Genomic DNA, 25,244 nt, shown 5'->3' with positions numbered 1-25,244 from the left:
CAGTTGCACCGTGAAACGGCAGCCCTGGCCGGGCGCGGTGGTGACGCTGACCGTGCCGCCGTGCGCGAAGACCAGCGAGTCGACGATCGAGAGCCCGAGACCCGTACCTCCGCTGGTGCGCGCCCGCGAGGAGTCGGTGCGGTAGAAGCGTTCGAAGACGCGGTGCGCATCCTCGCGGCTCATGCCCGGCCCCTCGTCGGACACCTCCAGGATGGCGTTGTCCTGTTCGGTGCCGACCCGGATCGCGATGCTGGCGGAGTCCGGGGTGTGTTGCAGCGCATTGGCCACCAGGTTGCCGAGCACCTGCCGCAGCCGCGCCTCGTCGCCGAGCACCTCAGGGGTCCCAGGGCCGTCGAACACCTCCATGGAGATGTTGCGCTTGGGTGCGATCGACCGGGCGTCGTGCACGGCGTCGCTGGCGAGCGCCAGCAAGTCCACGCGGCGACGTTCCATGGGCCGTTGCGCGTCGAGTCGGGCCAACAGCAGGAGATCCTCGACGAGCAGTCCCATGCGCTGGGATTCGCTCTCGATTCGGCTCATCAGCAGTTCGACGTCTCTGGCGGCGCCCTGGCGGTACAGCTCGGCGAAGCCGCGGATGGTGGTCAGCGGTGTGCGCAGTTCGTGACTGGCATCGGTGATGAACCGTCGCATCCGGTCCTCGGACGTACGCGCCTTCTCCGCCGATGCCTCCGACGACGCGACGGCTCGTTGGATCTGCGCGAGCATTCCGTTGAGCGCCAACGACAATCGACCGACCTCGGTGCGCGAGTCGCGCTGCGGAATGCGTCGGTCGAGCTCACCGTCCGCGATCGCCGCCGCCGTCTGCTCCACCTCGACCAGCGGTCTGAGACTGCGGTGGACCACCGCATATCCGGCGATGCCGAGTACCAGCAGCACCGCAACGCCGATGCCGACCTGCGACCACAGGAGCGCGTCGACGGTCGATGACACGTCCGAGAGATCGATGGCCACGGTGGTGAGCTCGCCGTGCAGACCGCGCACGGTCATCGCCCGCCACTTCACGTTCGAGTGGTCGACGGATCCGACCGTGACGGGCACCGGGCCGACGTCGTTGCTGTCGGGCAGCGCGGGTTCGGCCTCGCGGTCGTTGACCGCCATCCAGATGCGCCCGTCGGAGTCGATACCGCGGACGTAGAAGTTCGACGGCGGCCTGGCGGGGTTCGGGTCCTCGACGGGAGTGGTGGGCATCCGCCGGGGCGCCTGCGCCCAGCCCCTCGAGGCATCTAGCAACGTCTCGTCGACCCGGTTGATCAGGCTGTGCCGCATGATCGACGTGACGGCGATGCCCGAGGCGAGCAGGCCACACGCCACCAGCACCAAGGTCGCCGCGACCAGCCCTACCCGGAGTGGAATGCCCCGCCCGCGAAGACTCGCCATCCCCCCATTGTCCAAGAAGCGTGGCCGATGGCTGGCGAACTCACGCATTGATGGGGCTAGCGCGGTTCGCGCAGCACATACCCCACACCGCGCAGGGTGTGCAGGAGGCGCTTCTCGCCGGTGTCGATCTTGCGCCGCAGATACGACACGTAGGACTCGACGACGTTGACGTCACCGCCGAAGTCGTAACGCCAGACGTGATCGAGGATCTTGGGCTTGGAGAGCACCGTGCCCGCGTTGATGATGAAGTAGCGCAGGAGGGTGAACTCGGTCGGTGACAGCGAGACGGGCTCGCCGGCTTTCCAGACCTCGTGGGTGTCCTCGTCCAGCTCGATGTCGGCAAACGTCAGCCGGGCGCTGCGGGGCTCCTCGACGCCCCGGCCGGAGCGGCGAAGGATGACGCGCAGCCGGGCCACCACCTCTTCGAGGCTGAATGGCTTGGTGACGTAGTCGTCGCCGCCGAGGGTGAGCCCGGCGATCTTGTCCTGCAGCGAGTCGCGAGCGGTGAGGAACAGTGCGGGCGAGTCGATGCCGTCGGCGCGCAGCCGTCGCAGCACCCCGAAGCCGTCCATCCCGGGCATCATGACGTCGAGGATGACGGCATCCGGCCGCACCTCGCGCGCCTTGTCCAGCGCAGCTGGTCCGCTGGAGGCGGTATGCACCTCGAAGCCCTGGAACTTCAGGCTCACCGAGAGCAGCTCGACAATGTTGGTTTCGTCGTCGACGACGAGAACCCGCGCTTCGGGTACGGACTCTGGGATTGCAGCCATGGCCATGTCAACAATGTCCTCCCATTCGGTTGCCTTGACGCTGCAGGAGCGCTGTGAGCTTCCTGTGAGTTCATCCTCAGGTTTCTCGATGTGATCCCCGCCATAGACTGATCGCATGAATCTCGGCAAAGCCCTGGTCGACGTCGCCACCGCACCGGTACGCATCGGTCTCGCCGTCGCCGACGTAGGCCTCGGCATTGCCGGTGAGACGATCAGCGTCGTCCAGCGGGGGCTCAGCAATGAAAAGTCTCCGAACGGCGGCTCGTCGTTCGCGCAGCTACTTGGGCTCGAGGACGCGGTCGAGCGCGCCAATCGATTGGCCCACCTGATGGACGACGACGCCCCGCTGGGACGCGCGTTGGCGCCCGACGGTCCGATCAACCGTTTGCTGCGACCCGGGGGCATCGTCGATCAGCTGACCGCGGAGGGTGGCCTCCTCGACCGGATGGCCGCCGAGAACGGGCCGGTGGCGCGGGCGGTGGCGCCCGGCGGGCTGATCGATCAGGTGACGGCGGAGGGTGGCCTGGTCGACCGGCTGACCACTGACGACGGCGCCGTGTCCCGGGTGATCGCACCCGGCGGGCTGGCCGACCAGCTCCTCGCCAACGACGGACTGATCGAGCGGGTGCTGCGCGAAGACGGCGTGGCCGACAAGCTGATGGCCGAGGGTGGCCTGCTCGACACCCTGACCGCCGACGACGGCCCGTTGATCAGGCTCGCCGACGTCGCCGACACCCTCAACCGGCTGGCTCCCGGGCTGGAGGCATTGGCGCCGACCATCGACGCGCTGTACGACGCCGTCAACACGCTCAGCCAGGTCGTCAATCCCCTCAGCAACATCGCGGGCCGCATCCCACTACCGAGGTCACGCGGACGTAGGCCCACACCGCGACCGGTGCCTTCGCAGCGGGTCATCGACACCGACGAGTGACCCGATACGCTAGGCGCGTGCAGGCCTCCTTAGCTCAGCGGTAGAGCAACGCTCTTGTAAAGCGTAGGTCGTCAGTTCAATCCTGACAGGGGGCTCCAACAGAAACGTGGCGTATCCGCTGCTAGATAGCCTTATTAGCCGCCGTTACCCTCGACCGGCAGTCGATTTGCCCACATTTCGCCCACACTCTCCTCTAACTTGTCGGCAACTGTGTTGAGGTCCGAATCAAATAGATCCGCGTAGACGTCGAGTGTCATCGCCGCCGGAGCGTGCCCAAGCATCCGTTGCACAACCTTCACGTTCGCCCCGGCCGATATGGCCAGCGACGCGGCGGTGACGGTCGACGCCAACCGTGACGCCTACTTCCTTCGTGACGTGGTGTGTGACGCACCCATATCCGTGGTGGGTGACCGCGGTGACGACGGCCTGGACCACGACGACCACAGGAGACGCTGACCATGCCGACACGCAGAGCCAGGCCACGCAGGCAGAAGCTACAGAACGTCCACACCATGGCTGCCAAGCGCAACACCAACGCGGCAAGCCAACACCGCCGACGCAACCCACCCCGCAAGTGCGCAGGCTGTGGCAAGTCAGGGCCAGGTGTCGTCTACCAACTCGATCACATCGAGAACCTCGCAGCAGGCGGTCTCGACGCCCCGTCCAAGCCATTGGACACCGTTCCATTCGGGCGGGAGGTAGATCGCGGCGACTTCAGCCAGCGAGTAGGCGCCATGGGTGATTCTCAGTGCTTGTCTGCGGGAAGCCTGCAGCCGGTGCCGCCGGTAACGAGGGCGGAAACCTGCGATCCCAGCCGCAGTGTGGTGCCCGAGTTGTCGGAGAACTGGACGTCGTGATCGTTGGGGGCATCCTTGAAAACCGTGATGGTCGCCGCACCCAGAGCGGCTGCAGCGTCCTTGGCGATGCTGTATGCCTGATTCCAATTCTGTTCCGGTATAGGCACTTCCGATACGTAGTTGGGCATGAGGATCTGCTTGCCATCTGACTGTTCGTACGGCGGGTTACAGCCCGCGCGGCTCGCAGTGCGACGCCAGTCGAACGCGACTCCGGGTGCGATGGCTGAGATTTGTTGCCCGACTTGCTCGATGGCCGCCTTGATGGACGCCTGCGTGTCTTCCAGGGAAGGAAGTGAGGTCAGCGAAACTGCGGCTTGGCTGGCCTGCGTGGGATCGGTGGGCTGATAGGGGTCGCTCATGTGACATCCTGTCGCGGTTAGGGCGATCGAGGCAGTGACGCAGAAGAGTGCGCCGAGCCGGCGGCGTGGGTGACGGTGTGGTCGCGGTGTCATGGGCGGTGTGCTCACTTCTGCTCGATGGGCGCCGTGCCAGCGACGACCGCGGCAATGTTGTATCCGGTGGTGTAGAGCTGGTTGTTGCCACTGTCCCATCGCGGGTAGTCGCTGTGGCCGTGGGCGGCCCCTAACGTGCGGCCGTCGGGAACGGTGACCGCGCCCGTGTCCAGGTGGGTGAAGTTGGGATTGGTCGCGGGGTTCGGTCCGAACTGTCCCGCGCCGGTCGCGTCGAGGCCGCCCAGGACTGTTTCCGCAAGGCTGTTGAATGGCGGCGGTAAGAACGGTGCCACCTGGTGTGCAATCGATGGTGCGTCGTACGCCATCTGGATGGGATCGTCTGGGGTCTCCATCGTGAAGACGTGGCCCTGCTGTAACCCGAGTTGTTGGGCTGTGCTGGCTTCGATGCCAGGAGATCCATAGAACAGCGCGTTGTCGACACCGTGGCTTCCTGGTTCCTGAAGGGCCAAACCAGTGGTGAGCGACCCATAGGAATGCCCAATCGCGGTGAGATCCAGCGGGCCTTGGTGGGTGGCGTTGATGCCGTCGTAGAACCGGGCCAGATCATGCGCGCCCGCCTTGGCAACGTCGTCGTGGCTGACTCCCCAGCCGCCGGCCAGCGAGCCGGCAATGTCGCCGGTACCCGGCACCTGCGGAGCGTCGTAGCCGATCCATGCCACTGCCGCAACCGATTCGGTGCCGCGCCCAGCCAGGTCGAGTTGGTTGAGAGCTTCCTTCTGCACGTTCGTGGCCTCGTCCGTCATGCCACCGATGGCACCGTGCACGGTGGTGTTCAGGCCCGGTGCCGAGACGGACACGTGGTCGGCAGTATCGGGATCCCCGACTGCAATGGCGGCTCGCGCTTGGGCACCGTTGTGGGTGTCGAGCAGCATCAGCTTGCGATTCGGGTCGTCTTTCACGGCGTCGTCCACCGCCTTCAAGTCTGGCAGGTACTTCGCCCCGTTCAGTGCCGAGTCGTATTCGCGTTTCCACGCGTCGTACTTGCCGCGACCTTCGATTGCCGCTCCGGGACCGAAGGGCGGCGGGATGTTCTGGCCGTTGGCCCAGTCGGGGTGTTGATTCTTCAGCGCATCAGCTTGGGCCTGGGCGGTCTGAGCCTGGGTGAGTTCGTCGCCGAGGGTCTGGCGGTTGTAGTAGTCGCGGTCGACTGTCGGCATGCCGTCATGGTTGCCGATCGAATGATCACGCTGATAGAGCCCGTCCTTCTCTTCCGGGGTGAGCTTCTCCCAGAGGTCTTCGAACTGTTTCGGATCGTCGGGCAGGGGCTTGGACAACGCCTCGAGAACGTCGGGGCGAGTTTCCGGGCGGCCAGCGTTGGCGGCGTCGTCGCCGGCCGTGGATATCGCTCGGGCTAAATCGGCGTCGGCGGTGTCGGCAGTGGCGAGCAAGTCTTTGATCCGGGTTTCCAGATCGGCTTGTTGCAGCGCGTAGATCGGGTCGCCGACCATCCCGGTGTTCAGTGGCGTGACCTCGCCCGTCTCCGCATCGATGTGGAATCCGTCGCGGACGGCGTCACTGTTGATCCGCTGCAATGTCGCCTTGACGGCTTCGATCTCGTCAGCCGAGTTATTCGTGGCCGTCGCCACTCGCGCCATCTCTTCGCCGTGCGCGGCAAGGTAAGCGCTCAGCTTGTCCAGTGAAGCCCTGGCGGCGTCCCCGCCGCTGCCCTGCCAGGTCGCGATGAGAGGCAGCTTGCTCAGACCGGTTTTGACCTCGTCGGCGCTGGCACCGCGTTTCGCGAGCGCTGTTGAGACGTCGCGGATGGCCGATGCGTCCCACCGTTGGATGTCGGCGAGCGTGACTGGCATTACAGCTGCTCTTCGAGCTTCTCCGCACTCTCGGAATCGCCGGTGGCATAGCCATTCGCCGCGGCCCGGAACGCGGCGCCGTGCGCAGCTATGTCACCAGTGAGATTGGCGGTAGCCGCCTCCCACTCGACGAACTTGGCCTGTAGTGCCGCTGCGGAGGCGCCGACCCAGCCGGCTTGCGCGCCTTCGATCGCCTCGTTGGCGGAAGTATGTGCTGCGTGCAGTTCAGCGTGATGCATATCCATGTGATCCGACGACATGTGCAGATCCACCGGATCCACATTCAGATGCTCTCCCACCCAATCACCCCGAATACTTCGTCACCACCGACTCCTTCAAGACTAATTCCCGTGTCATGAGGAAGTCGCCACCAAATTTCTTCCCCCGGGGCCCGCTCGGAGCCCCGTGGCCATCCGGGCAAATGCTCGAGCGCGTCTCGTTGCGACTCAACCGACCGGCTCGGCGTCGAGCACCGTCGACAGGTGCTCGAACAGCATCGGAGGCCAGTACGCCTCACACGCGAGACATTCAGCGCCCTTCACCGCGTCGACCGACAGCACCGGCACCCGCACCAGCTCGCCTGCCCTGTCCATGCGATGAGTGAACGCCTCGGCGCACACTGGGCACGCCGCCGACAGGTGCATCCTCGATGGCGGATCGAGCAGCGCCCCGATATCGGACGCCCACTCGGTGAGGACCGCGGTCAGCTTCTCAATGCGTGCCACGTCCTGCGGCCGCCAGGCCCGGCCGGTCAACGTGCGGATGCGGTCAACTCTCGTGACGGGCAGATCCTCCGACACCGCGCAGAACTTTCCCGGCGCCACGAAAGTCTCGGCCAGCGGCAACCCGCGCTCCCATGCACTCAGTGCGGTATCGATCCCGTTGAGGATGTCGGCTGCGTCGTAGCCGCAGATCGCGCCGTGACCACGATTTGCCCACAGTCACACTTATCCGAGTTGAACTACACCAACGACGAGCGCTACAGCGGAGTCAGAGTCAGCGGCTGTGACAGGTCGACGGTCGCGCCGTTGCAGTCGACCGTCGACGTCACGGCTCCGGAGAGAGACCCGTCGGCCCGAGGCACCAGGGTCTCGTTGGCAGATATCGCAGGCACCGTCGCTCCGTTGCAGTCTGCGACCCGCGGGACGGCGAGACGGTTCCACTGGTTTCCGTCGAACATCCAGTCGAAGCCGCCCTCCCTATTGGCGACCCGCGCCAGACAGGACATGAACCCACAGGTCGACGTGACGTTCCAGATGCCCACCCGATCGGGTTGACCCGGGATCTTCTGTACGGCGTTGTAGTCGCCGACCCAGAGCGTTGCCCCATGGGCGACGCCGGCCAACGCTGTCCCGCCGGCTGCGAAGGTGAGCGCACAGAGCATGGCGGTCATGCCCTTCTTCAAAACGGTGCCGCACGTCTTCATCGGGTCTCCACTCTCGTCGGGGCGGTCACCCCACTGTGAAGCACGAGCTCATCGCGGTCCGCGGAATCAACAGATGCGGTTCATCGGGTCCAGCTGGACGCGAAGTAGATCTCAGTCTCCGAGCATCCGGTCACGGCCCGCCCCGGCGGAAAGGACCGGGGGTCGGCACCGGCGACGACCTCGTTCCGGAAATAGGCGCGGGCCCGATCCGCCGCGCACTCGAAGTTGGCGTTCAGCACGCGGAACGAGGCACCGTCTGCGGCGGGGATCCGCTTGCCCATCCAGTACGCACGGCGCGCATCGCGGGCGAAGGAGCCTTCGAGCACTTCGAACGACGTCGCGTCGGCGTCGGGAATGCGGTCGGCGAAGTAGAAGATGCCGCCGTCGTCTCTTGCGTATCCGCGCTCGAGGACGCTGAAGGTGGCCGGGTCGGCGTCGGCGATCGGAACGCCGTTGACGTGCACCGTCCGGCCGTCCTTGGTGAACAGGTAGTGGTCGGTGTCCGAGACGATGCCGAAGTGCGCGGGATCCTTGGACAGGACGCTGCCGTCGGACCAGTACACCGCTTTGCCGTCCTTCGCGAGGTTGCCGCCGAGCAGTTCGAAGTGGGCCGGATCGTCGCTGAGCACGCGGTCGCGCTGATAGACGTGGTCGCGGTCCCTGGCAAAGTCCGGGCGGCCGAGGAGGACGAAGCTCGCGGGGTCTGCGTCGGGCAGCGCGCGTCCGTCGACGTACACCGTCGACCGGTCCTTCGCAAAGGTCCGGTCCAGCACCTGGAACGAGGCCGCGTCGGCTCCGTCGATCTGGGCCGCCTTGCCCGGAAAGGCTTGCAGGTAATAGACACGGTTCTCGTGGACGTGGTACCCGGCCGCGTCGAAGAACGACTCCGGCGCCCCGTTCCGATCGCACGCCGGCAACACCGTGACCGCCGCGACGCACACCGCGGCGATCAGCTTGCGCATGCTCCGGCCGGATACGGCCATCCCCTCATGGGGCAACGGTACAAGGCAGTCCCCGGTTTGCGGACCTAGACTGCAGCTGTGCGTGACGTGCTCGACGAGCTCATGTCGGTCTGGCGTGCCGGAGCAACGGCAGGCCTGGCCACCGTCGTGCGCACCATGAAGTCGGCCCCGCGCGCGGCGGGCGCGGCCATGGTGGTCTCCCCCGACGGATCGGTCGCCGGCTCGGTCTCCGGCGGTTGCGTGGAGGCCGCGGTCTACGAGCTCGCAGGCGAGGTGGTGCTGACCGGGCGACCGCAGCTGCAGCGTTACGGCATCACCGACGACGACGCCTTCGCCGTCGGTCTCACCTGCGGCGGGATCATCGACATCTTCGCCGAGCCGCTGTCGCGCGCGACGTTCCCGCAGCTGGGCGCCGTCGCGAATGCCATTGCGACGCACCGTCCTACGGCCGTGGCCACCGTGATCTCCCATCCAGAGGCCGAGTGGGTGGGTCGGCGACTCGTCGTCGGCGAGTCCACCTCGGAGGGCTCGCTCGGATCGACCCGTGCGGACGACGCGGTCGCCGACGACGCCCGCGGCCTGTTGGCCGCCGGACGCACCGCCGTGCTCACCTACGGTCCCGACGGCCAGCGCCAGGGCGAGGGCATGGAGGTATTCGTCGCCAGCCACGCCCCCCGGCCGCGGATGATCGTCTTCGGCGCCATCGACTTCGCCGCCGCGCTCACCCGCCAGGGCGCCCTGCTCGGATACCGGGTCACGGTGTGCGACGCCAGGCCCGTGTTCGCGACCCCCGCCCGCTTTCCTGCCGCCGACGAGGTCGTCGTCGACTGGCCCGACCGCTACCTGGCCGGTCAGCAGGCCCTCGGGGCGGTCGACGCGCGCACGGTGATCTGCGTGCTCACCCACGACCCCAAGTTCGACGTGCCCGTCCTCGCGGTCGCCCTGCGCCTGCCCAACGTCGGCTACATCGGCGCGATGGGTTCGCGACAGACCCACTTCGATCGCCTGGACCGCCTCCGAGAGGTCGGGCTCACCGATACCGAGACCGACCGGCTGTCGAGCCCCATCGGGCTCGACCTCGGCGCCCGCACTCCGGAGGAGACGGCGGTGTCGATCGTGGCCGAGATCATCGCGCGCCGCTGGGGCGGCGGGGGTCGCCCGCTCGCCGAGATGGACACCCGGATTCATCACGACGGGGCCGACGTCGCGTCGCGGCCGATCGAAGTGCGGTAGCGCCACTCTCTGTTTTGACGCCCTCACAGCTTCGAGACGGCGGACGCGGGTAGAAGTGGACGAATGGACATCGGATTCGTCGGGTTGGGAAACATGGGCTCTGGCATGGCCTCGAACCTGCTGAAGGCAGGGCACGCGGTCACCGCGTACAACCGCTCCCAGGACAAGGTCGAAGCACTCACCGCGCAGGGGGCCCGGCCCGCCCGCAGCGTCGCCGAGGCCTGCGGTGGCGATGCCGTCGTCTCGATGCTGGCCAACGACGATGCCGTCGAGGCGGTGTCGTTCGGCGCGGACGGCATCATCGCGAACCTGGCCGACGGCGCGGTGCACGTGTCGTCGTCGACCATCAGCGTCGCGCTCGCCGAGCGGCTGGCGGCAGCCCACTCCGAGGCGGGCCAGAGCTTCGTCACCGCACCGGTGTTCGGCAGGCCGGAGGCCGCGGCGGCGGCCAAGTTGTTCGTCGTCGTTGCAGGGGCCAGTGCTGCGGTGCAAGGTGTTTCGCCGATATTCGACGCCATCGGGCAGCGCACCTTCGTGGTCTCCGACGATCCGACGGCAGCCAGCCTGATCAAGCTCAGCGGCAATTTCCTGATCGCCTCGGTCATCGAATCGCTCGGCGAGGCCATGGCATTGGTCGGCAAGGCAGGCGTCGACAAGCAGCAGTACCTCGAGATCCTCACCTCGACGCTGTTCGGCGCACCGGTGTACGAGACCTACGGCGGTCTGATCGCGCGCGAGGAGTTCGAACCCGCAGGATTCGCCGCGCCGTTGGGATTGAAGGACGTCCGGCTGGTGCTGGCCGCTGGCGAGGAACTACGGGTGCCACTGCCCGTCGCGAGCCTCCTGCGCGACCGCTTCCTGACACTGCTCGCCAACGGCGGTGAGCATCTCGACTGGTCGGCGGTCGGAGCGCTGGCGGCGTGGGAGGCCGGCGGCAGGAACCCGGTCGGCTAGCGGACCACGCCGCGAAGACCGTCGGCGCCGAATACGGGCTCCAGCATCGCCGAGTAGTCGGGGCCGCGGCGCAGCATCTGACCGCCGTCGACGTTGATGACCTGTCCGGTGATCCAGCTCGCCGCGTCGCTGAGCAGGAACACCGCCGCGTTCGCGATGTCGGTGACCTCGCCGACCCGCGGCAGCGGTGTGCTGACCCGGTAGTCCTCGCTGAGCTCCGGTGAATCGATCACCAGCGCAACCAGTTCCGTGCGGATCAAGCCGGGGCGGATCGAGTTCACTCGCACCGAGGAGGCCCCGAGCTCGTCGGCGCCCAGCTGCATGAGGTGGTCGATCGCGGACTTGCTGACGCCGTAGGCGCCGAACCAGCGGTGCGTGTTGCTCGCCGCGATCGACGAGATGCCGACGAAGGACCCTCCGCCGCCGCGCACCATTTCCCGCGCGCTGTGCTTGAGCACGTACATGCTGCCGTTGACGTTGAGGTCGACGGTCCGCCGCCACGCCTCGGAGTCGACCTGGGTGATCGGGCCGATCGTCTCGGATCCCCCGGCGCAGTGCACGACACCGTTCAGCCGTCCGTGCCATGCCGTGGCAGCCTCCACCATCCGGCCGACCTCGTCCTCGTTGGTGACGTCGGCGGGCTCGTAGACCACCGACCCGTCGCCGTCGCCCGCCTTCGAATTGAGCTCGTCGGTGACGCCGGCCAGTCGCTCGGCGTTGCGGCCGACCAACATTGCGTTACCCCCGGACGCCACGATGGCCTCCGCGACGCCCTTGCCGATGCCGCTGCCACCCCCGGTGACGATGTAGGTCCGATCCGCCAACGAAAGCTGCACCATTGCCCCTTACGAGAGAACTAGAACACGTTCTCGTCATAGAACCACGCTTTTCGTCGGAAGGACACGTGGGGTCGCGGCCGCGGCGATCGACCGGTAATCCGCAGGTTCGCGGCGTATTGTCGGCCAAGCAGTCGGCCCGTGTCGATAGCGGACCCATCTAGAGAAAGCATGGCGATGACAGCCCTTCAGATCTCAGCACGACGACTCGTCCTCGCCGGTGGATTCGCAGTCGCGATCGCCGCAGCACCCGCAGTCGCCGCGTTCGCCGTTCCGTCGGTCGCGCCGTCGTTCGGGGCATGCCCGAACGGCGAGACCGAGGACATCTACACCAATACGTGCACCCCGGACATGGTCCCGAACTCGCCCGCGCTGGGGGAAACGTCGCAAGGCGGTCTGCCCGAGGTCAGCGGCATCCCCTGCACCGGTGCGAACTCCGGTCAGTGCATCGGCCTCTCCGAGGAGCAGCAGTCCGAAGGGCCCATCGCGCAACCGAATTCGACCGTGGGCTCGAGCCCGACCGTCACCGGCTCGACGAACTAGACAAGAGCGTGGGCGGCGGCCGCCCCGACACGTCGTCAGCGAACTGACGGTATCTACGCAGATTGCTCGCGGCTTCCCTACAATTCTCGAGCATGCCGCCAACCGCGTTCTCCGCCCGCCGGATCGTCCTTGCCGGAGGGTTCGCGCTCGCCGTCGCCGTCGCTCCTGCGGTGACCGCATTCGGCCTCCAGCCCACCGTTTCCGGCTCGGTCGTGGCGGCGTGCGCTTCCGGCGAGGACGCGGATCAGTTCACCGGAGAGTGCGTTCCCTTCGTCGTGCCCAACTCGCCTCCGCCATTCACCACCACCGCGGCGAACCCCGACATCCCCGAAATCGACGGCATCCCGTGCACCGGCCACGACTCCGGGGCGTGCATCGGGTTGGCCGAGGACGCACCGCAGTACGTGGCTCCCGAGTCGTCCGTCGGTTCCAGCCCGACGGTCACCGGCTCGACGAACTAGGCAAACTCGCCGCGTTCTCTCAGCGAACCGGCGGAACTCGTGCAGATTCCCCGCAGCTTTCATACAATTCACGCGACGAGCCGTCAATAAGCTCGGTAACACCACAGAAAGCGTGACCATGGCGCCCCTTGAGTTCTCTGCCAAACGAATCATCCTTGCCGGCGGATTCGCGCTTGCCGTCGCCGCCGCTCCGACGGTGGCCGCGTTCGCAGTTCCCGTCAGCGCTCTCGGCGCACCCTCGGCATCGTGCCCCGCGGGCGAGGAGGAGGACCTGTACTCGGGCGCCTGCCTGCCCCACACCGTGCCGAACTCGCCCACCGGAGGCGCGCCGGCGTCAGCATTCGGGAGCATCCCAGGAAACCCCGATCTGCCATCGGTCGACGGCATCCCCTGCACGGGCGCGAACAGTGGTGAGTGCATCGGTCTTCAGGAGAACTCTCCGCAGTTCGTGCAGCCTCCGACGAGCATCGACGGCCAGTAATACCCATCACACTCTGGGCGGCTCGACGAGTCGCCTAGAGTTGTGTCATGCCTGCTAAACCAGATCCCGCCGAAATCGGTGACGTCGAGCCCCTGGCCGACAGCACCGCCCGCCAAGCCAGACGCGTCGTCGCAGCGTATGCGACCGACGCCGACGAGTGCCGGGTCTTCCTCTCGATGCTCGGCATCGGCCCCGCAAAGGCTGAGGTGTAGGTGAATCCTAGGTGAGTTCAGGAGGAGGCGAACCAGCCAACTCCGGACACTCCGACTTCGTCGTCGTCGCCAATCGGCTGCCTATCGACATGGAGCGGCTGCCCGACGGCACGACCACGTACAAACGCAGCCCAGGCGGCTTGGTGACGGCGCTGGAGCCACTGTTGCGCCGACGGCGCGGGGCCTGGATCGGCTGGCCGGGCATCACGGACGGCGACGAGGATCCGATCTTCGAAGACGACCTCGAGATGCGGCCGGTGCGGTTGTCGGCCGACGACGTCACCGAGTACTACGAAGGCTTCTCCAACGCCACGCTGTGGCCGCTGTATCACGACGTGATCGTCAAGCCGATCTACCACCGCAGCTGGTGGGACCGCTACGTCGACGTGAACCGCCGCTTCACCGAGGCGACGGCCGCCGCGGCTGCCCCGGGTGCGACGGTGTGGATCCAGGACTACCAGCTGCAGTTGGTTCCGAAGATGCTGCGGATGCTGCGGCCGGACCTGACGATCGGCTTCTTCCTGCACATCCCGTTCCCGCCGGTCGAGCTGTTCATGCAGATGCCCTGGCGCACCGAGATCGTCGAAGGGCTCCTCGGTGCCGATCTCGTCGGGTTCCATCTGCCGGGCGGGGCGCAGAACTTTCTCATCCTGGCGCGGCGGCTGATCGGCGCCAACACCTCACGCGCCACGGTCGGAGTGCGGTCTCGATTCGGTGAGATCCAGTACGGCTTCCGCACCGTGAAGGTCGGCGCCTTCCCGATCTCCATCGACTCAGCAGAACTCGACACCATGGCCCGCAACCGTTCGATCCGTCAGCGCGCGAAGGAGATTCGCGCCGATCTGGGCAACCCGCGCAAGATATTGCTTGGCGTCGACCGGCTCGACTACACCAAGGGCATCAACGTCCGGCTGGAGGCCTTCTCGGAATTGCTCGACGAGGGCCGCGCCGATCCGGAGGACACCGTGCTGGTGCAGCTGGCGACCCCCAGCCGCGAGCGCGTCGAGAGCTACAAGGTGATGCGCGAGGACATCGAGCGCCAGGTCGGCCACATCAACGGCGAGTACGGCAAGGTGGGGCACCCCGTCGTGCACTATCTGCACCAGGCGATACCGCGCGAAGACCTGATCGCCTTCTTCGTCGCTGCAGACGTGATGCTGGTGACGCCACTGCGGGACGGGATGAACCTGGTGGCCAAGGAGTACGTCGCCTGTCGCAGCGACCTCGGCGGCGCCTTGGTGCTCAGCGAATTCACCGGCGCCGCAGCCGAACTCAGGCAGGCGTACCTCACCAATCCGCATCATCTCGACGGCGTCAAGGACTCCATCGAGGCGGCGCTGGTTCAGTCCCCCGACGAGGGACGACGACGGATGCGGGCGATGCGTCGGCAAGTGCTCGCCCACGACGTCGACAGGTGGGCGCGGGCATTCCTCGAGGCGCTGGCCGCCACCAAGGATGCAGACAACCCTAAATCGGATTGATGTTCTTGATCCGCCAGTCGCGCCCGACCTTCTCGTAGTCCACGCGCAGTCGACTCCCGTCGTACAGCGGCTGCTTCGTCTTGTCGGTGAGCACGCGGTTCATGAACACCATCACCGAGCCCGAATCACGGTGCGCATCAAGCATTCCGACGCCGACGACGTTGACCTGGCTGACGATCTGGCGGTCCCGCGCCTGCGGTATGACGTTCTTGGTGGTGTCGTCCTCGTACTCGCGACGGAAATCTGGGGCCAACAGGTTGTAGGCGTCGGTACGACTTCGCTCGATCGTCTGGTAGTCGAAGCCAAGGATGATCGGGATCTGCTGCGCCGCCAACTGGGGCAACTCGGCTCTCGCCTGCTGTTCGCCGACCCGCTCGACGCGGTTCCAGTACAGGGTTCCACCGATGCCTCCCAACGCGATGAGCGCCACCGCGAAGACGATGCCGACGAGGACGACCAGCTTGGCACTCAGGCGCCCCATCAGTTGCCCCCGTCCGGGTACTTGAGGTCATAACCCGTCATGTGTCCGTTGTCGTCCTCGTGCACGATCACCCGCAGCCGGTAGGGCTTCGACGGCGCGTTGACTCCATCGAGGTCGGTGACCGTCACGCGCACGGACACCAGAACGGAGGCGTTGTCCGCGATGTCGTCGACCTTTTCCAGTGCCGCGCCGTTGATCACGGCCTCGGAGGTGGCGTTCGTGTCCCGGAAGATCGCCTTGAGGTTCTCGACGTTGTTGCCCTGGCTCATCATGTCGCGCAGCGGGCCGCTGATGCCGTTGACGAACCGGTTCACGCTGTCGTCGATGTTGTTCTGGGTGTAGCTGAACATGTTCACCACGGTCTGCGATGCGGTGTCGACGAATTTCTGGTCACGCGCGTCCGCCGCCTCGGCGTGCCGCTGCTGGGTGACGAGCAGCGCAACCACACCGGCAAGTGCCGCCACCAGGACTGCCGTGATCCCCAGTGCGAGGCCGGCGACCAGCGCGCGGTGCGGTTGCCTGCGCGGAGGTGGGCCCACCGGCGTGACGGGCCGCACCCGGACCACCGGCGTCGCTTCGACGCTGACGTGCTCGGGGGTCTCCGTAACGACTCCGGCGGCCGGGCCTGCAGCCCGCGACGCCCGCCTGCGCGTGGCAGCCCTCGTCACCGACTCTGATTCCTCACTCAATTACGCCTGCCTCGGATCCAACATCAGGTCCACCCAGGTCTCCGCGGTGCTGACCTTGTCCATGCCATCGGCGAAGACGCCCGTTCCCCCGGCGGGGTCGACGAACACACCGGTCTTTGAATCGTACGTGGCGGCAGCCGGGCCGCTCGCCTGTGGAGGTGCGTCGGCTGGGGGCGCCTCAGCGGGCAGAGGTCCCGGCTCCGGTGGTGCGGGCGCCTCCGGGGGCGCGGGCTGCTCCGGCGGTGCGGGCGCCTGCGGAGGCGTCCTGGCGTACGGCGGCACGATCTGGTCGGGCGGCGCGTAGAACGGCAGCGGCGGTGGCGGGCCGTTGTCGTTCGGCGGCACGGGTAGCGGGAAGGGGGCGTTCGGCGCGGGCCCCGGACCCGGCGGGACACCCGGCGGGAGCTGCACAACGGGCGGGCCGGGGTCGTAGTCGGCACCGGGCGGAATGTTGGGAAACTTGTTGGGCGGCGTGATGTTCCGGTCGTTGGTGACCGGCGTCCCGTAGGGCACCGGCGGCCCACGCCACGGGTTGTTGCCGATCGGCACGTAGCCACGCGGGTCGCGGCACAGCTGAACGGTCGGCGCTCTCTTGCCGGGGAACTCCATGCACGGGTAGTTGCGCGCACCGCGCACCACCGACGGATCGCTCTGGGCCGTCTTGCAGTACAGGTCCGTTGGCAGGTCGCGCAGCGTGGTGTCGGCGGGCGAACGAATCAACGGCGGTGGGATGAAACCCGTCGAGCAGGGCGCCGGATCACCGAGGTCGACCTTGAAGTCGAGCTTGCCGCCCTCGTCCGCGGGCAGGCCGCCACCGACCGTCAGCAGCGCCGACATCAGTGCGGGGAAGATCACCAGGGCCTGCTCGATCGACTTGTGGTAGATCACGCCGATCCGGCCGAAGTTGGCCAGGTTGGCGGCCAACATCGGGAAGTTCGGCCTGATCCCGTCGAACGTGGTGTTGGCCGCCTGCGTCGCGCCTGGCACGTTCTCCAGCACCGATCGCAGCTGGGGGTCGGCGTGGGCGGCCTCGGTGGTGAACCGCGCCAACCCGTCGGCGAGCGACTTGATGTCGTCACCGCTCTGGATCTGCGAGTCCAGGAACGGGCCTGCCTGGTCGATCAGCTGAGAGATCTGGCCGTAGTTGTGGTTGGCCTCGTCGATGAGGAGCCGGGACGACTGGATCATCCGGGCCAGCTCGGGCCCAGATCCGTTGAACGCCTTGAACGTCTCACGCAGGAGATCCTGCAGCCGGGTGTCACCGATGCTGTTGACAAGCGTCTCCGCCTGGGTGAGCAGGGCGGCGATGTCCTGGCCGACGGCGGTCCGGTCGACTCCGATGTTCGACCCGTCCCGCAGCAGACCCTTCGAGGGATCCTTCGGTGGCACCAGGTCGATGTACTGCTCGCCGACGGCCGACACGCTCTTGACGGTCGCCGTGACGTTGTCGGGAACCTCGGTGTCGGTGTTGAGCCTCATCCTGGCCACCACACCGTGGTTGTCGAGGCCGACCTGTTCGACGCGCCCGATCGTGACGCCGCGGTAGGTCACGTTGGCGTTCTGGTACAGCCCGCCACCGGCCTTGAAGTCCGCAGTGACATGGTAGGCGCCGATGCCGACCGCGGCGGGAAGGTGAAGGTAGAACGCCGAGATGGCGCCAACGCAGATGACGGTGACGATCGAGAAGATCGTCAGTTGCAGTCGTGTCAGCCGATCCAACATCTAGGGCTTACCCCCGTCGTGCTGGGTCGCCGTGCCCGGCGGAATCTTGAACGGGTCGGCAGCCTGGCCGGACAGGTTCGACATCGCCCCGGTGAGGAAGTCCGGTGGGTTGATGACCTCGTCGAGGTGCTTCATGTTCGGATCGAGGCCCTTCGAGGTGGTGAAGATCGACTCACCAAAACGCCGGACCGTCAGGTCGAACGTCACGAACACGTTGAGGTAGTCACCGCGCACGGCGTTGCGAAGGTACTTGTAGTGGAACGGGAAGGTCGGCAGCAGCTCGAGGTCCGAGATGAAGTCGTCGACGTTGTCGTTGAACGCCCTGATGACCGGATAGAGATCCTTGAAGTCGGCCGTGAAGTCGTCCTTGATCCCGGAGAGCACGCGCGATCCGACGTTGGCGAAGGTGCGCAACGCGGTGAAGGCGTCCACGATGTTGGTCCGGTTGTCGTTGAGCACCTTCAGCGCGGCGGGCAGCGAGTCCAGAGTGCGACCCAGACTGTCCTTGCCGCGGGCGAGGATGCCCGCGAAGCGGTTCAACCCGTCGAGCGCGGAGACGATGTCGTTCGTCTGCTGGTCCAGCGACGTGGTCAGCTCGGCCAGCCGCGGAATCAGGTCGGAGAACTGACCCGTCCGGCCCGCCACGGCCGTGTACAGCTCGTCGGTGACGTCTTGCAGCGCACCGAGATTGCCCTTGTTGACGACGACGCCGAGGGACGACAGCACCTCTTCGGTGGTCGGATAACGCCCGGCCCGCGACAACGGGATGTTGGAGCCGTCCTTGAGCCGGCCCTGACCGGCCTGATCCACCGGTGCCGAGAGGTCGATGTGCTGCGAGCCGAGGAGCGAGGTCTGGGCGACCTTGGCCGTGGCGTTGCCGGGAAGGTCGACGTTCCCGTTCAGGGACACCTTGACCGCGGCGAAGAAGGTGCCGTCGGGCCGTTGCACGGCCTCGATGCCGGACACGCTGCCGACCGTCACGTCGTCGACCATCACAGGAGAGTTCTGCGGCAACGTCGCCACGTCGGGAAGCTCGACGGTGATGTTGAACGCGCCGCTACCGTGGCCCTCGGTGCCCGGCATGTCCACCGAGTTCAGACCGCCGAACGCGCAACCCGCCAGCAGCACCGCCCCCGAACCGATGGCGACGGTGTTTCGGCTTGCACGTAAGGCCTTGTGACGCAGGGACTTCGCAGTCTTCGCCGTCAGCATGGCTAGCCACCCCCCGACTCGGCGGGCAACGGTTGCGCCGGTGGGGGTCCCGGCAGCGGACCTGGCCCCATCGGGGGCGCCGCGGGCACGGGGCCAGCAGGCGAGATCTGACCCTCTACCGCGGGCGGCGGCAGGATGAGATCGCTGAGCCTGCCATCGGGGCCTGGCGTCGGCGGTGTCACGCCCGGTGCGGGCTGCCACTGCAGGTACGGCACCGGCGTCTGCGCCTTGGCCTCGGTCTCGGGTGTGTCGTAGATGATCTGGCCCTTGTATGCGGTGATGCTGTTGATCGGGTGGAACAGGACCGGCGGGTAGTTCACCGCGAGGCGCTTCAGCACCGGGCCCATCCGCTGGCGGCAGATCTCGGCACGCTTGAAGTTGTCAGGGTTGGCACCGGTGTCGAACGTGCCACCGCAGATGAACTGCACCGGATTGGCGAAGTTGGGCAGCGACAGCAGACCACCGACGGTGCCCTGGGCCGGGTTGTAGATGTTGTAGAAGTTCTGCAGGCCATTGGGCGTGATGTGCAGAACCTGCTCGATGTCGTCGCTGTGCGCGGTGAGGATGTTGGTGAAGTCGGTGAGCTTGCCGATCTGCCCGATCAACGCCGAGTTGTTCTCGTTCAGGAAGCCCTTGACGTCGGCCAGCGCCTGATTGAGGGTGCCGAGCGTCTGGTCGAGGTCCTTGGAGCTGTCCGCCAGCACCTGCGACACCGAGGCGACGTGGTTGGAGAACTGCACGATCTGCTCGTTGCTGTTGGCCAGGGCGTTCACCAGCACCTGCAGGTTGCGCACCGTGCCGAAGAGATCCGTGCGCGAGTCGCCGAGGCGGCCCGCCGTCTGAGAGAGTTCGCGCAGGGCGTTGCGGAACGAGTCACCGTTGCCGTCGAACGTGTCGGCGGCCTGGTTGATCAACGCGCCGAGCGGGCCCTGCACTTCGCCCTGCTGCGGCCCCAGCGAGGCACTGAGCTGGGTGAGCTGCTCCTTGACGTCGTCCCACTCGACGGGAACACCGGTGCGATCCAGGCCGATCTGCGCCCCATCGGCGAGCGTGGGACCGCTCTTGTAGGCGGGCGTGAACTGAATGAATCTGGCCGACACCAGATTCGGCGCGATGATGAGGGCGCGCGCATCAGCGGGCAACTTGACGCCGTCGTCCACCTTGATGGTGACCTTGACGTCGTCGGCGCGGGGCTCGATGGTCTCGATCTTCCCGACCGGCACGCCGACCACCCGCACGTCGTCACCCGGGTACAGGCCGACCGTGGACGGGAAGTACGCGACGACCTGGTGGCCCTTGCCCCCTGGCCAGAGCACGAAGGCACCCCCGACCAAACCCACCACGAGCATCCCGATGACTGCGAGGCGCAGCCAGCGGTTTCGAGACCCCATCGAATTCCCTTGCGTCATGGCGCCTTCGGCCTGATGATGGCCCGCTCCGAAATGAGCCCACGCAGGTAGTCGGCCAGGCTGTCCGGCAGCTTGCCCGGCTGGAAGTACGTGTCGAGCAGCACTTCGGAGATGGTGGCGGGCGGCAGACCGTAGAGGTTGATCTGGAACCCGGGACCGGAGCCGACGACCTCACCGAGCGCGGTCGCGTACGGAGGAAGCCTGCGCAGGGCCTCGCCGATGTGGTCGCGCCTCTCCAATAGGTTGTCGAGCACCGCGTTGAGCTTCTGCAGAGCGGGCCCGAATTCACGCTTGTTGTCGGCGACGAAACCCGAAAGCTGTTCCGAGACACCTTGGATGCCACCGATCAGGTTGCTCAACGCCTGGCGCTTCTCGTCGAGCGCCGCGAACAGCTGGTTGCCGTCCGTGATGAGCTGGTTGACCTGGCCCGCGCGTTGCGCCAGCGTGTCCGACACCTTCTTGGCGTGGCCGAGCAGCTGTTCGAGGGCCTCGTCGCGCTTGTTGAGGCTGCGCGACAGGCCCGCGATGCCATCGAGTGCGCCGCGCAGTTGGGGCGTCGCATCGTGCAGCGTGTCGGTCAGGGTCTGTAGCGCCTGCTCGAACTTGGGCTTGTCCAGCTCGCCCGCGGTGGCGCCGAGATCCTGCAGCGCCGTGTTGAGGGTGTACGGAGTGGTGGTGCGGCCCAACGGAATCACCGTCGAGCTTCCCGAACCCTTTGGCGACACCGCTAGCGACTTCTGACCGAGGACGGTGTCGGTCTTGATCGACACCAGCGTCTGGTCGCCCACCCGGATCTTGCGGTCGACGGTGAAGTTGACCTTGGCGGATTCACCCGCGAGCTCGACCGAGGAGACCTTGCCGACCTTGATGCCGGAAACGCTCACGTCGTTGCCGGGAGTGATGCCACCTGCGTCGGTGAAGTACGCCTCGTAGTTCTTGCCCTGCGGCCAGAACGGGAGGCTGGTGTAGCCGAACGAGACCAGGACCAGGCACGCCACCAGGGCGATCCCGAAGATCCCGGTGCGGGTGGGATTGCTTTCGCCGGCCCTAGCCATTCTCCGAGCACCTTCCCTTCGACGGATCGGGTGGGCCACCGAACGGGATCAGGAGGTCGCTGCCCGCAGGGCCGTTGATCTTCAGGCGAATCGAGCAGTAGTAGATGTTGAAGAACGAACCGTATGCGCCAAGTGCGTTGAGCCGCAGGTAGTTCTCCGCGAGCGGCTCGATGACCTTGTTGACGTCGGCCTTGCGCTCGTCCATCCGCTGCGCGAAGGGCCGGAGGTTCTCGATGACCCCCTGCACCGGGCGTCGGCTCTGCTGCAACAGTTGGGTCAGGTCAGTGGTCGCCGACGCCAGTGGCGGGATGGCGCCTGCGATCGGGTCGCGGTTCTGCGCGAGTCCGGTGATCAATTGCTGCAGCTGATCGACACTGGCGTCGAACTGCGCACCCTTCTGATCGACCGTGCCGAGCACGGCGTTCAGATTGTTGATCGTGTCGCCGATCAGCTGATCGCGGGCCGCCAGGCCCTGCGAGAACGACGACGTGGTCGCGAGCAGCGTCGACAACGAGCCGCCCTGCCCCTGCAGCAGTTCGATGACCGCATTACTGACCTCGTTGAGCTTGTTGCCGTCGAGACCCTTGAGCACCGGACGCAATCCGCCGAGCAGCGCGTCGAGGTCGAGCGCGGGCTGGGTGTTCTCCTTGGCGATGGTGCCGCCCGCCGGCAGCTTGCGCAAATCGCCTGGCCCCGAGGCGATCTCGAGGTACCGGTCGCCGACGAGGTTCTGGTAACGCACCAGAGCCCTCGTCGAGGTGTACAGCTGATAGCGGTTGCTGACGTCGAACGTCACGTCGACGGTGTTGTCGGGGTTGAGCTCGACGCGCTTCACCGAGCCGACGGGCACCCCGGCGATCCTCACGTCCTGACCCGCCTTGAGACGGGACGCCTCGGCGAAGGTGGCGTGAAAGGTGTTGCCGGCGGCGAAGCGGAACTGGCCGAACACGACGATCAAACCGGCGGCCACCAGGAGCATGACCACGGTGAAGATGCTGACCTTGATCAGCGTCCGATCGTTCTTCACTAGAAGTCATCCCTTTCCGCGTAGGCGCCATGGAAAAGGAACTGCAACGTCGACGGAGCGTCGAACTGCAGCTCGGTGTTCGGCTGGTACGGGATGTAGGCATTGTCGGTGACCAGGAACGGCGTGTGATACCACGACCCGCCGTACTGCTTGCTCGGCACGTTCGGCAGCCCGCGACAGTTGGGGCCGCCGGATGCGTTGACGATGGGCAGGCTCTCCGGATAGGTGTACCCAGGGGCGCCTGGCAGGAAGTTCGATGCCACGAAGAGGCCGGGCCGCACACCACCGATGACGGGCGCGAACGTGTCGAGTGCCTTCTTCGTGCCCGTGAAGATGCAGCCGAGCTCGGGCGAGTAGTCACCGAGGACCTTCAGCGGCGCGCGCAGCCGCTGAATCGCGGCGATGAGGTCGTCGGCCGCGGGCTGCAGCGTGGCGGTGCCGTTGTTGGCCAGACCGGTGGCGGCCAGCAGCGTGGCGTTGAGGTTGTCCTGTTGGTCGACGACGGTCTTGCTGATCGTTGGCGCGTTGTCGAACACCGTCACCAGGTCGGGGGCGGCGTCGGCGTAGACGTTGCCAACCGCGGCCGTCTTCTGGAACACCTGTTGCAGAGCGGGTAGCTTCGGATTGAATTGCTGCAGATAGTAATTCAGCCCCGCGAGCGTCGCGCCGAGATCGTCGCCATGGCCCCGCAGCCCTTCACCGACTGCCGAGAGGGTGGCATTGAGGCTGATCGGGTCGACCTTCTGCAGGGTGTTGGTCAGGGTCTCGAAGAGGGTGTTCACCTCGAGTTGCACGTCGGCGGCATGCACCTGGGTGCCGGAGCGCAACGAGCCGCCCTTCGGCTCCGCGGGCTCCAGGAACTCCACCGACTTGGCGCCGAAGACCGTGGTGCCTGCGATGCGCACCTTCGCATTCGACGGGACGTAGCGCAGTTCGCTGCTATCGATCGCGAGCGTCAGCTTGGCCTGATCGCCCGTGTAGTCGATGGATTCGACCCTGCCGATCTGGATTCCGCGGTACTTCACCTTCGCGTCGGTCTCCATCACCAGGCCTGCCCTTGGCGCCGTCACCGTCACGGGCTCGGTGGGCGTGAACGCCGCGTTGTACGAGAGGTAGGTGAAGACGGCGGCCGCCAGCACGACGGCCACGAGGATCGCGGCGGCGATCCTCACGTGGCTGCGCTTGGCGTCACCCATCTCTTGATCCGCCTATCCGGAGAGGTTGAAGTTGCCCGACGCGCCGTAGACGGCCAGGGAGATGAAGAGCGTGATGGTGACCACCACGATCAGGGAGGTGCGCACGGCCTGTCCGACGGCGATGCCGACACCCACTGGGCCGCCGGAGGCGTTGTAGCCGTAGTACGTGTGCACCAACATCACGGCTACGGACATGACGATGGCCTGCAGGAAGGACCACAGCAGGTCGGTCGGCACCAGGAACGTGTTGAAGTAGTGGTCGTACAGCCCTGCCGACTGCCCGTTGATGAAGACGGTGGTGAACCGCGCGGCGAAGAATGCCGCCAGCACCGACAGCGAGTACAACGGCACGATCGCGATCAGCCCGGCGATGATCCGCGTCGACACCAGGTAGGACACCGAGTGCACGGCCATCGCCTCAACGGCGTCGATCTCCTCGGCGACGCGCATGGCGCCCAGCTGTGCCGTGGTCCCTGCGCCGATCGTCGCCGCCAACGCGATTCCCGCGATGACGGGGGCGACGATGCGAACGTTGAGGAACGCGGACAGGAAGCCGGTCAGTGCCTCGATGCCGATGTTGCCGAGTGACGAATAGCCCTGCACCGCAATGACACCACCGGAAGCCAGCGTCAGGAACGCAGCCACCCCGACCGTGCCGCCGATCATCACCAGGGCACCTGCACCCATGGTCATCTCGGCGATGAGGCGAATGGTCTCCTTGCGGTAGCGGGTCAGGGCGTTGGGGATGTAGCGGATCGATTCGCCGTAGAAGAGGGCCTGCTCACCGATGACGTCAACGGCCTTCGGCACGCCGCGGAAGAACCGCCGCAGGCGCAGTGTCGCGTCGTAACTCATGACTGGCTTCTTTTTTCGCAAGCGCTCATCGTGCCAGCACTCTCACTCCGATTGCCGTCATGATGACGTTGATCACGAAGAGCCCGATGAATGCATAGACGACGGTCTCGTTCACGGCGACGCCAACGCCCTTGGGCCCGCCCTTGACGGTCAATCCGCGATAGCAGCCCACCAGGCCGGCGACGACGCCGAACATCAGCGCCTTCACCTCGGCGAGCACCAGCTCACCGAGGCCGGTGAGCACGGTAAGGCCGTTGATGAAGGCGCCAGGGTTGACGCCCTGAAGATAGACGGAGAAGACGTAGCCGCCCGTGATGCCGATCGCACAGACCAACCCGTTGAGCAGCAGCGCCACCACCGTCGACGCGAGCACCCGCGGAACCACCAGCCGCTGGATCGGATCGATGCCGAGCACCCGCATCGCGTCGATCTCCTCGCGGATGGTGCGGGCGCCGAGGTCGGCGCAGATCGCCGTCGCGCCTGCACCGGCGACGACGAGCACCGTCACCACCGGGCCGAGCTGGGTGATGGTGCCGAACGCAGTGCCCGCGCCCGACAGGTCGGCGGCGCCGAGCTCGCGCAGCAGGATGTTGAGCGTGAACGAGACCAGGACCGTGAAGGGGATGGCGACCAGAAGCGTCGGGATCAGGGAGACGCGGGCGATCATCCAGGTCTGTTCGAGGAACTCGCGAAACTGGAAGGGCCTGCGGAAGATCTTGATGAAGGTGTCCAGGGACATCTCGACGAACCCACCCACGGCCCGGGCCGGAGC

General features: G+C 66.4%; 27 protein-coding genes, 1 tRNA gene and 1 pseudogene. 9 read left to right on the top strand and 20 right to left on the bottom strand.

The genetic code is table 11. The features are described 5' to 3' along the window. Window positions 1–1,398, bottom strand: a 1,398-nt coding sequence (locus tag ACRDUX_RS29865) for a sensor histidine kinase (protein WP_526419274.1), incomplete at its 3' end; no start/stop codon positions are given. Window positions 1,399–1,454: 56 nt separating this feature from the next. Beyond that, a complete protein-coding gene (locus tag ACRDUX_RS29860) occupies window positions 1,455–2,174 on the bottom strand; it encodes a response regulator transcription factor (RefSeq protein ID WP_526419272.1) in 720 nt (239 codons plus the stop codon). Window positions 2,175–2,283: 109 nt separating this feature from the next. Here ACRDUX_RS29860 and ACRDUX_RS29855 point away from each other — a divergent pair, with 109 nt between their 5' ends. Continuing rightward, window positions 2,284–3,099: a hypothetical protein gene (locus ACRDUX_RS29855; protein ID WP_526419270.1), complete on the top strand. Its 816-nt coding sequence runs from the start codon at window positions 2,284–2,286 to the stop codon at window positions 3,097–3,099. A gap of 23 nt (window positions 3,100–3,122) precedes the next feature. Continuing rightward, a tRNA-Thr gene (locus tag ACRDUX_RS29850) sits at window positions 3,123–3,197 on the top strand. A gap of 36 nt (window positions 3,198–3,233) precedes the next feature. On the opposite strand, the pseudogene ACRDUX_RS29845 reads toward ACRDUX_RS29850, so the two are convergent. From ACRDUX_RS29845 to ACRDUX_RS29815, 7 genes and pseudogenes are all read right to left on the bottom strand, one after another. Next, window positions 3,234–3,434: pseudogene (locus tag ACRDUX_RS29845) on the bottom strand (hypothetical protein); the annotation flags it as partial. 410 nt (window positions 3,435–3,844) lie between these two features. Next, window positions 3,845–4,315, bottom strand: a complete 471-nt coding sequence (locus ACRDUX_RS29840) for an LppA family lipoprotein (RefSeq protein WP_526419268.1) — start codon at window positions 4,313–4,315, stop codon at window positions 3,845–3,847. A 104-nt stretch (window positions 4,316–4,419) separates the two neighbouring features. Continuing rightward, on the bottom strand, window positions 4,420–6,237 hold the full coding sequence (locus ACRDUX_RS29835) for an alpha/beta hydrolase (protein WP_526419266.1): 1,818 nt from the start codon (window positions 6,235–6,237) through the stop codon (window positions 4,420–4,422). Beyond that, the gene (locus ACRDUX_RS29830) at window positions 6,237–6,536 is read right to left on the bottom strand and encodes a WXG100 family type VII secretion target (protein WP_526419264.1); all 300 of its coding nucleotides are present in this window, start codon (window positions 6,534–6,536) and stop codon (window positions 6,237–6,239) included. Before ACRDUX_RS29830 ends, ACRDUX_RS29835 begins: the two co-directional genes overlap by 1 nt. Before the next feature lie 147 nt (window positions 6,537–6,683). Further along, on the bottom strand, window positions 6,684–7,127 hold the full coding sequence (locus ACRDUX_RS29825; protein ID WP_526419281.1) for a DUF7340 domain-containing protein: 444 nt from the start codon (window positions 7,125–7,127) through the stop codon (window positions 6,684–6,686). 89 nt (window positions 7,128–7,216) lie between these two features. After that, window positions 7,217–7,663 (bottom strand): hypothetical protein, encoded by a 447-nt coding sequence (locus tag ACRDUX_RS29820; protein ID WP_526419262.1) that lies wholly within the window; start codon window positions 7,661–7,663, stop codon window positions 7,217–7,219. A gap of 80 nt (window positions 7,664–7,743) precedes the next feature. After that, the gene (locus ACRDUX_RS29815; protein WP_526419260.1) at window positions 7,744–8,625 is read right to left on the bottom strand and encodes a DKNYY domain-containing protein; all 882 of its coding nucleotides are present in this window, start codon (window positions 8,623–8,625) and stop codon (window positions 7,744–7,746) included. 78 nt (window positions 8,626–8,703) lie between these two features. Here ACRDUX_RS29815 and ACRDUX_RS29810 point away from each other — a divergent pair, with 78 nt between their 5' ends. After that, window positions 8,704–9,858, top strand: a complete 1,155-nt coding sequence (locus tag ACRDUX_RS29810) for an XdhC family protein (RefSeq protein WP_526419258.1) — start codon at window positions 8,704–8,706, stop codon at window positions 9,856–9,858. Window positions 9,859–9,921: 63 nt separating this feature from the next. Continuing rightward, window positions 9,922–10,812, top strand: coding sequence for an NAD(P)-dependent oxidoreductase (locus tag ACRDUX_RS29805; RefSeq protein ID WP_526419256.1), 891 nt, complete (start codon window positions 9,922–9,924; stop codon window positions 10,810–10,812). On the opposite strand, the gene ACRDUX_RS29800 is transcribed toward ACRDUX_RS29805, so the two are convergent. Continuing rightward, window positions 10,809–11,648, bottom strand: coding sequence for an SDR family oxidoreductase (locus ACRDUX_RS29800; RefSeq protein ID WP_526419279.1), 840 nt, complete (start codon window positions 11,646–11,648; stop codon window positions 10,809–10,811). The two genes, ACRDUX_RS29805 and ACRDUX_RS29800, sit on opposite strands and share 4 nt — an antisense overlap. 177 nt (window positions 11,649–11,825) lie before the next feature. Between ACRDUX_RS29800 and ACRDUX_RS29795 the strand changes: the two genes are divergently transcribed. From ACRDUX_RS29795 to ACRDUX_RS29775, 5 genes are all read left to right on the top strand, one after another. Further along, the gene (locus tag ACRDUX_RS29795) at window positions 11,826–12,191 is read left to right on the top strand and encodes an intersectin-EH binding protein Ibp1 (protein ID WP_526419277.1); all 366 of its coding nucleotides are present in this window, start codon (window positions 11,826–11,828) and stop codon (window positions 12,189–12,191) included. A gap of 92 nt (window positions 12,192–12,283) precedes the next feature. Then, complete coding sequence (locus ACRDUX_RS29790; protein WP_526419254.1) at window positions 12,284–12,652, top strand: intersectin-EH binding protein Ibp1; 369 nt, start codon at window positions 12,284–12,286, stop codon at window positions 12,650–12,652. Window positions 12,653–12,770: 118 nt separating this feature from the next. Continuing rightward, window positions 12,771–13,133, top strand: coding sequence for an intersectin-EH binding protein Ibp1 (locus ACRDUX_RS29785; RefSeq protein WP_526419276.1), 363 nt, complete (start codon window positions 12,771–12,773; stop codon window positions 13,131–13,133). A gap of 47 nt (window positions 13,134–13,180) precedes the next feature. After that, on the top strand, window positions 13,181–13,345 hold the full coding sequence (locus ACRDUX_RS29780; RefSeq protein WP_526419252.1) for a hypothetical protein: 165 nt from the start codon (window positions 13,181–13,183) through the stop codon (window positions 13,343–13,345). An 11-nt stretch (window positions 13,346–13,356) separates the two neighbouring features. Next, entirely contained in the window at window positions 13,357–14,826 is a 1,470-nt protein-coding gene (locus tag ACRDUX_RS29775) for an alpha,alpha-trehalose-phosphate synthase (UDP-forming) (RefSeq protein WP_526419250.1), read from the top strand. Here ACRDUX_RS29775 and ACRDUX_RS29770 read toward each other — a convergent pair. The 10 genes from ACRDUX_RS29770 to ACRDUX_RS29725 all read right to left on the bottom strand — a co-directional run. Beyond that, window positions 14,813–15,307, bottom strand: a complete 495-nt coding sequence (locus ACRDUX_RS29770) for a mammalian cell entry protein (protein WP_526419248.1) — start codon at window positions 15,305–15,307, stop codon at window positions 14,813–14,815. The genes ACRDUX_RS29775 and ACRDUX_RS29770 overlap by 14 nt on opposite strands. Next, a complete protein-coding gene (locus tag ACRDUX_RS29765) occupies window positions 15,307–15,996 on the bottom strand; it encodes an Rv1363c family protein (RefSeq protein WP_526419246.1) in 690 nt (229 codons plus the stop codon). Before ACRDUX_RS29765 ends, ACRDUX_RS29770 begins: the two co-directional genes overlap by 1 nt. Next, window positions 15,997–17,718 carry a virulence factor Mce family protein gene (locus tag ACRDUX_RS29760; RefSeq protein ID WP_526419244.1) on the bottom strand — a complete coding sequence of 574 codons (1,722 nt, stop codon included), beginning with the start codon at window positions 17,716–17,718 and terminating at the stop codon, window positions 15,997–15,999. After that, window positions 17,719–18,930, bottom strand: coding sequence for an MCE family protein (locus ACRDUX_RS29755; RefSeq protein WP_526419242.1), 1,212 nt, complete (start codon window positions 18,928–18,930; stop codon window positions 17,719–17,721). It abuts the gene before it with no gap. 2 nt (window positions 18,931–18,932) lie between these two features. Further along, window positions 18,933–20,339 carry a virulence factor Mce family protein gene (locus ACRDUX_RS29750; protein ID WP_526419240.1) on the bottom strand — a complete coding sequence of 469 codons (1,407 nt, stop codon included), beginning with the start codon at window positions 20,337–20,339 and terminating at the stop codon, window positions 18,933–18,935. Continuing rightward, window positions 20,336–21,394, bottom strand: a complete 1,059-nt coding sequence (locus ACRDUX_RS29745; RefSeq protein ID WP_526419238.1) for a virulence factor Mce family protein — start codon at window positions 21,392–21,394, stop codon at window positions 20,336–20,338. Before ACRDUX_RS29745 ends, ACRDUX_RS29750 begins: the two co-directional genes overlap by 4 nt. Continuing rightward, a complete protein-coding gene (locus tag ACRDUX_RS29740; RefSeq protein ID WP_526419236.1) occupies window positions 21,387–22,421 on the bottom strand; it encodes an MCE family protein in 1,035 nt (344 codons plus the stop codon). Before ACRDUX_RS29740 ends, ACRDUX_RS29745 begins: the two co-directional genes overlap by 8 nt. Continuing rightward, entirely contained in the window at window positions 22,421–23,617 is a 1,197-nt protein-coding gene (locus ACRDUX_RS29735) for an MCE family protein (RefSeq protein ID WP_526419234.1), read from the bottom strand. The genes ACRDUX_RS29740 and ACRDUX_RS29735 overlap by 1 nt, the downstream gene beginning before the upstream one ends. A gap of 12 nt (window positions 23,618–23,629) precedes the next feature. After that, the gene (locus ACRDUX_RS29730; RefSeq protein WP_526419232.1) at window positions 23,630–24,472 is read right to left on the bottom strand and encodes an MlaE family ABC transporter permease; all 843 of its coding nucleotides are present in this window, start codon (window positions 24,470–24,472) and stop codon (window positions 23,630–23,632) included. 25 nt (window positions 24,473–24,497) lie between these two features. Further along, window positions 24,498–25,244, bottom strand: a 747-nt coding sequence (locus ACRDUX_RS29725) for an MlaE family ABC transporter permease (RefSeq protein WP_526419230.1), incomplete at its 5' end; no start/stop codon positions are given.

This window comes from Mycobacterium sp. (genome assembly GCF_050701675.1).
Classification (GTDB): domain Bacteria; phylum Actinomycetota; class Actinomycetes; order Mycobacteriales; family Mycobacteriaceae; genus Mycobacterium.
The sequence above is the reverse complement of the archived record's forward strand: the minus strand, read 5'-3'. Positions and strand labels throughout refer to the sequence as shown.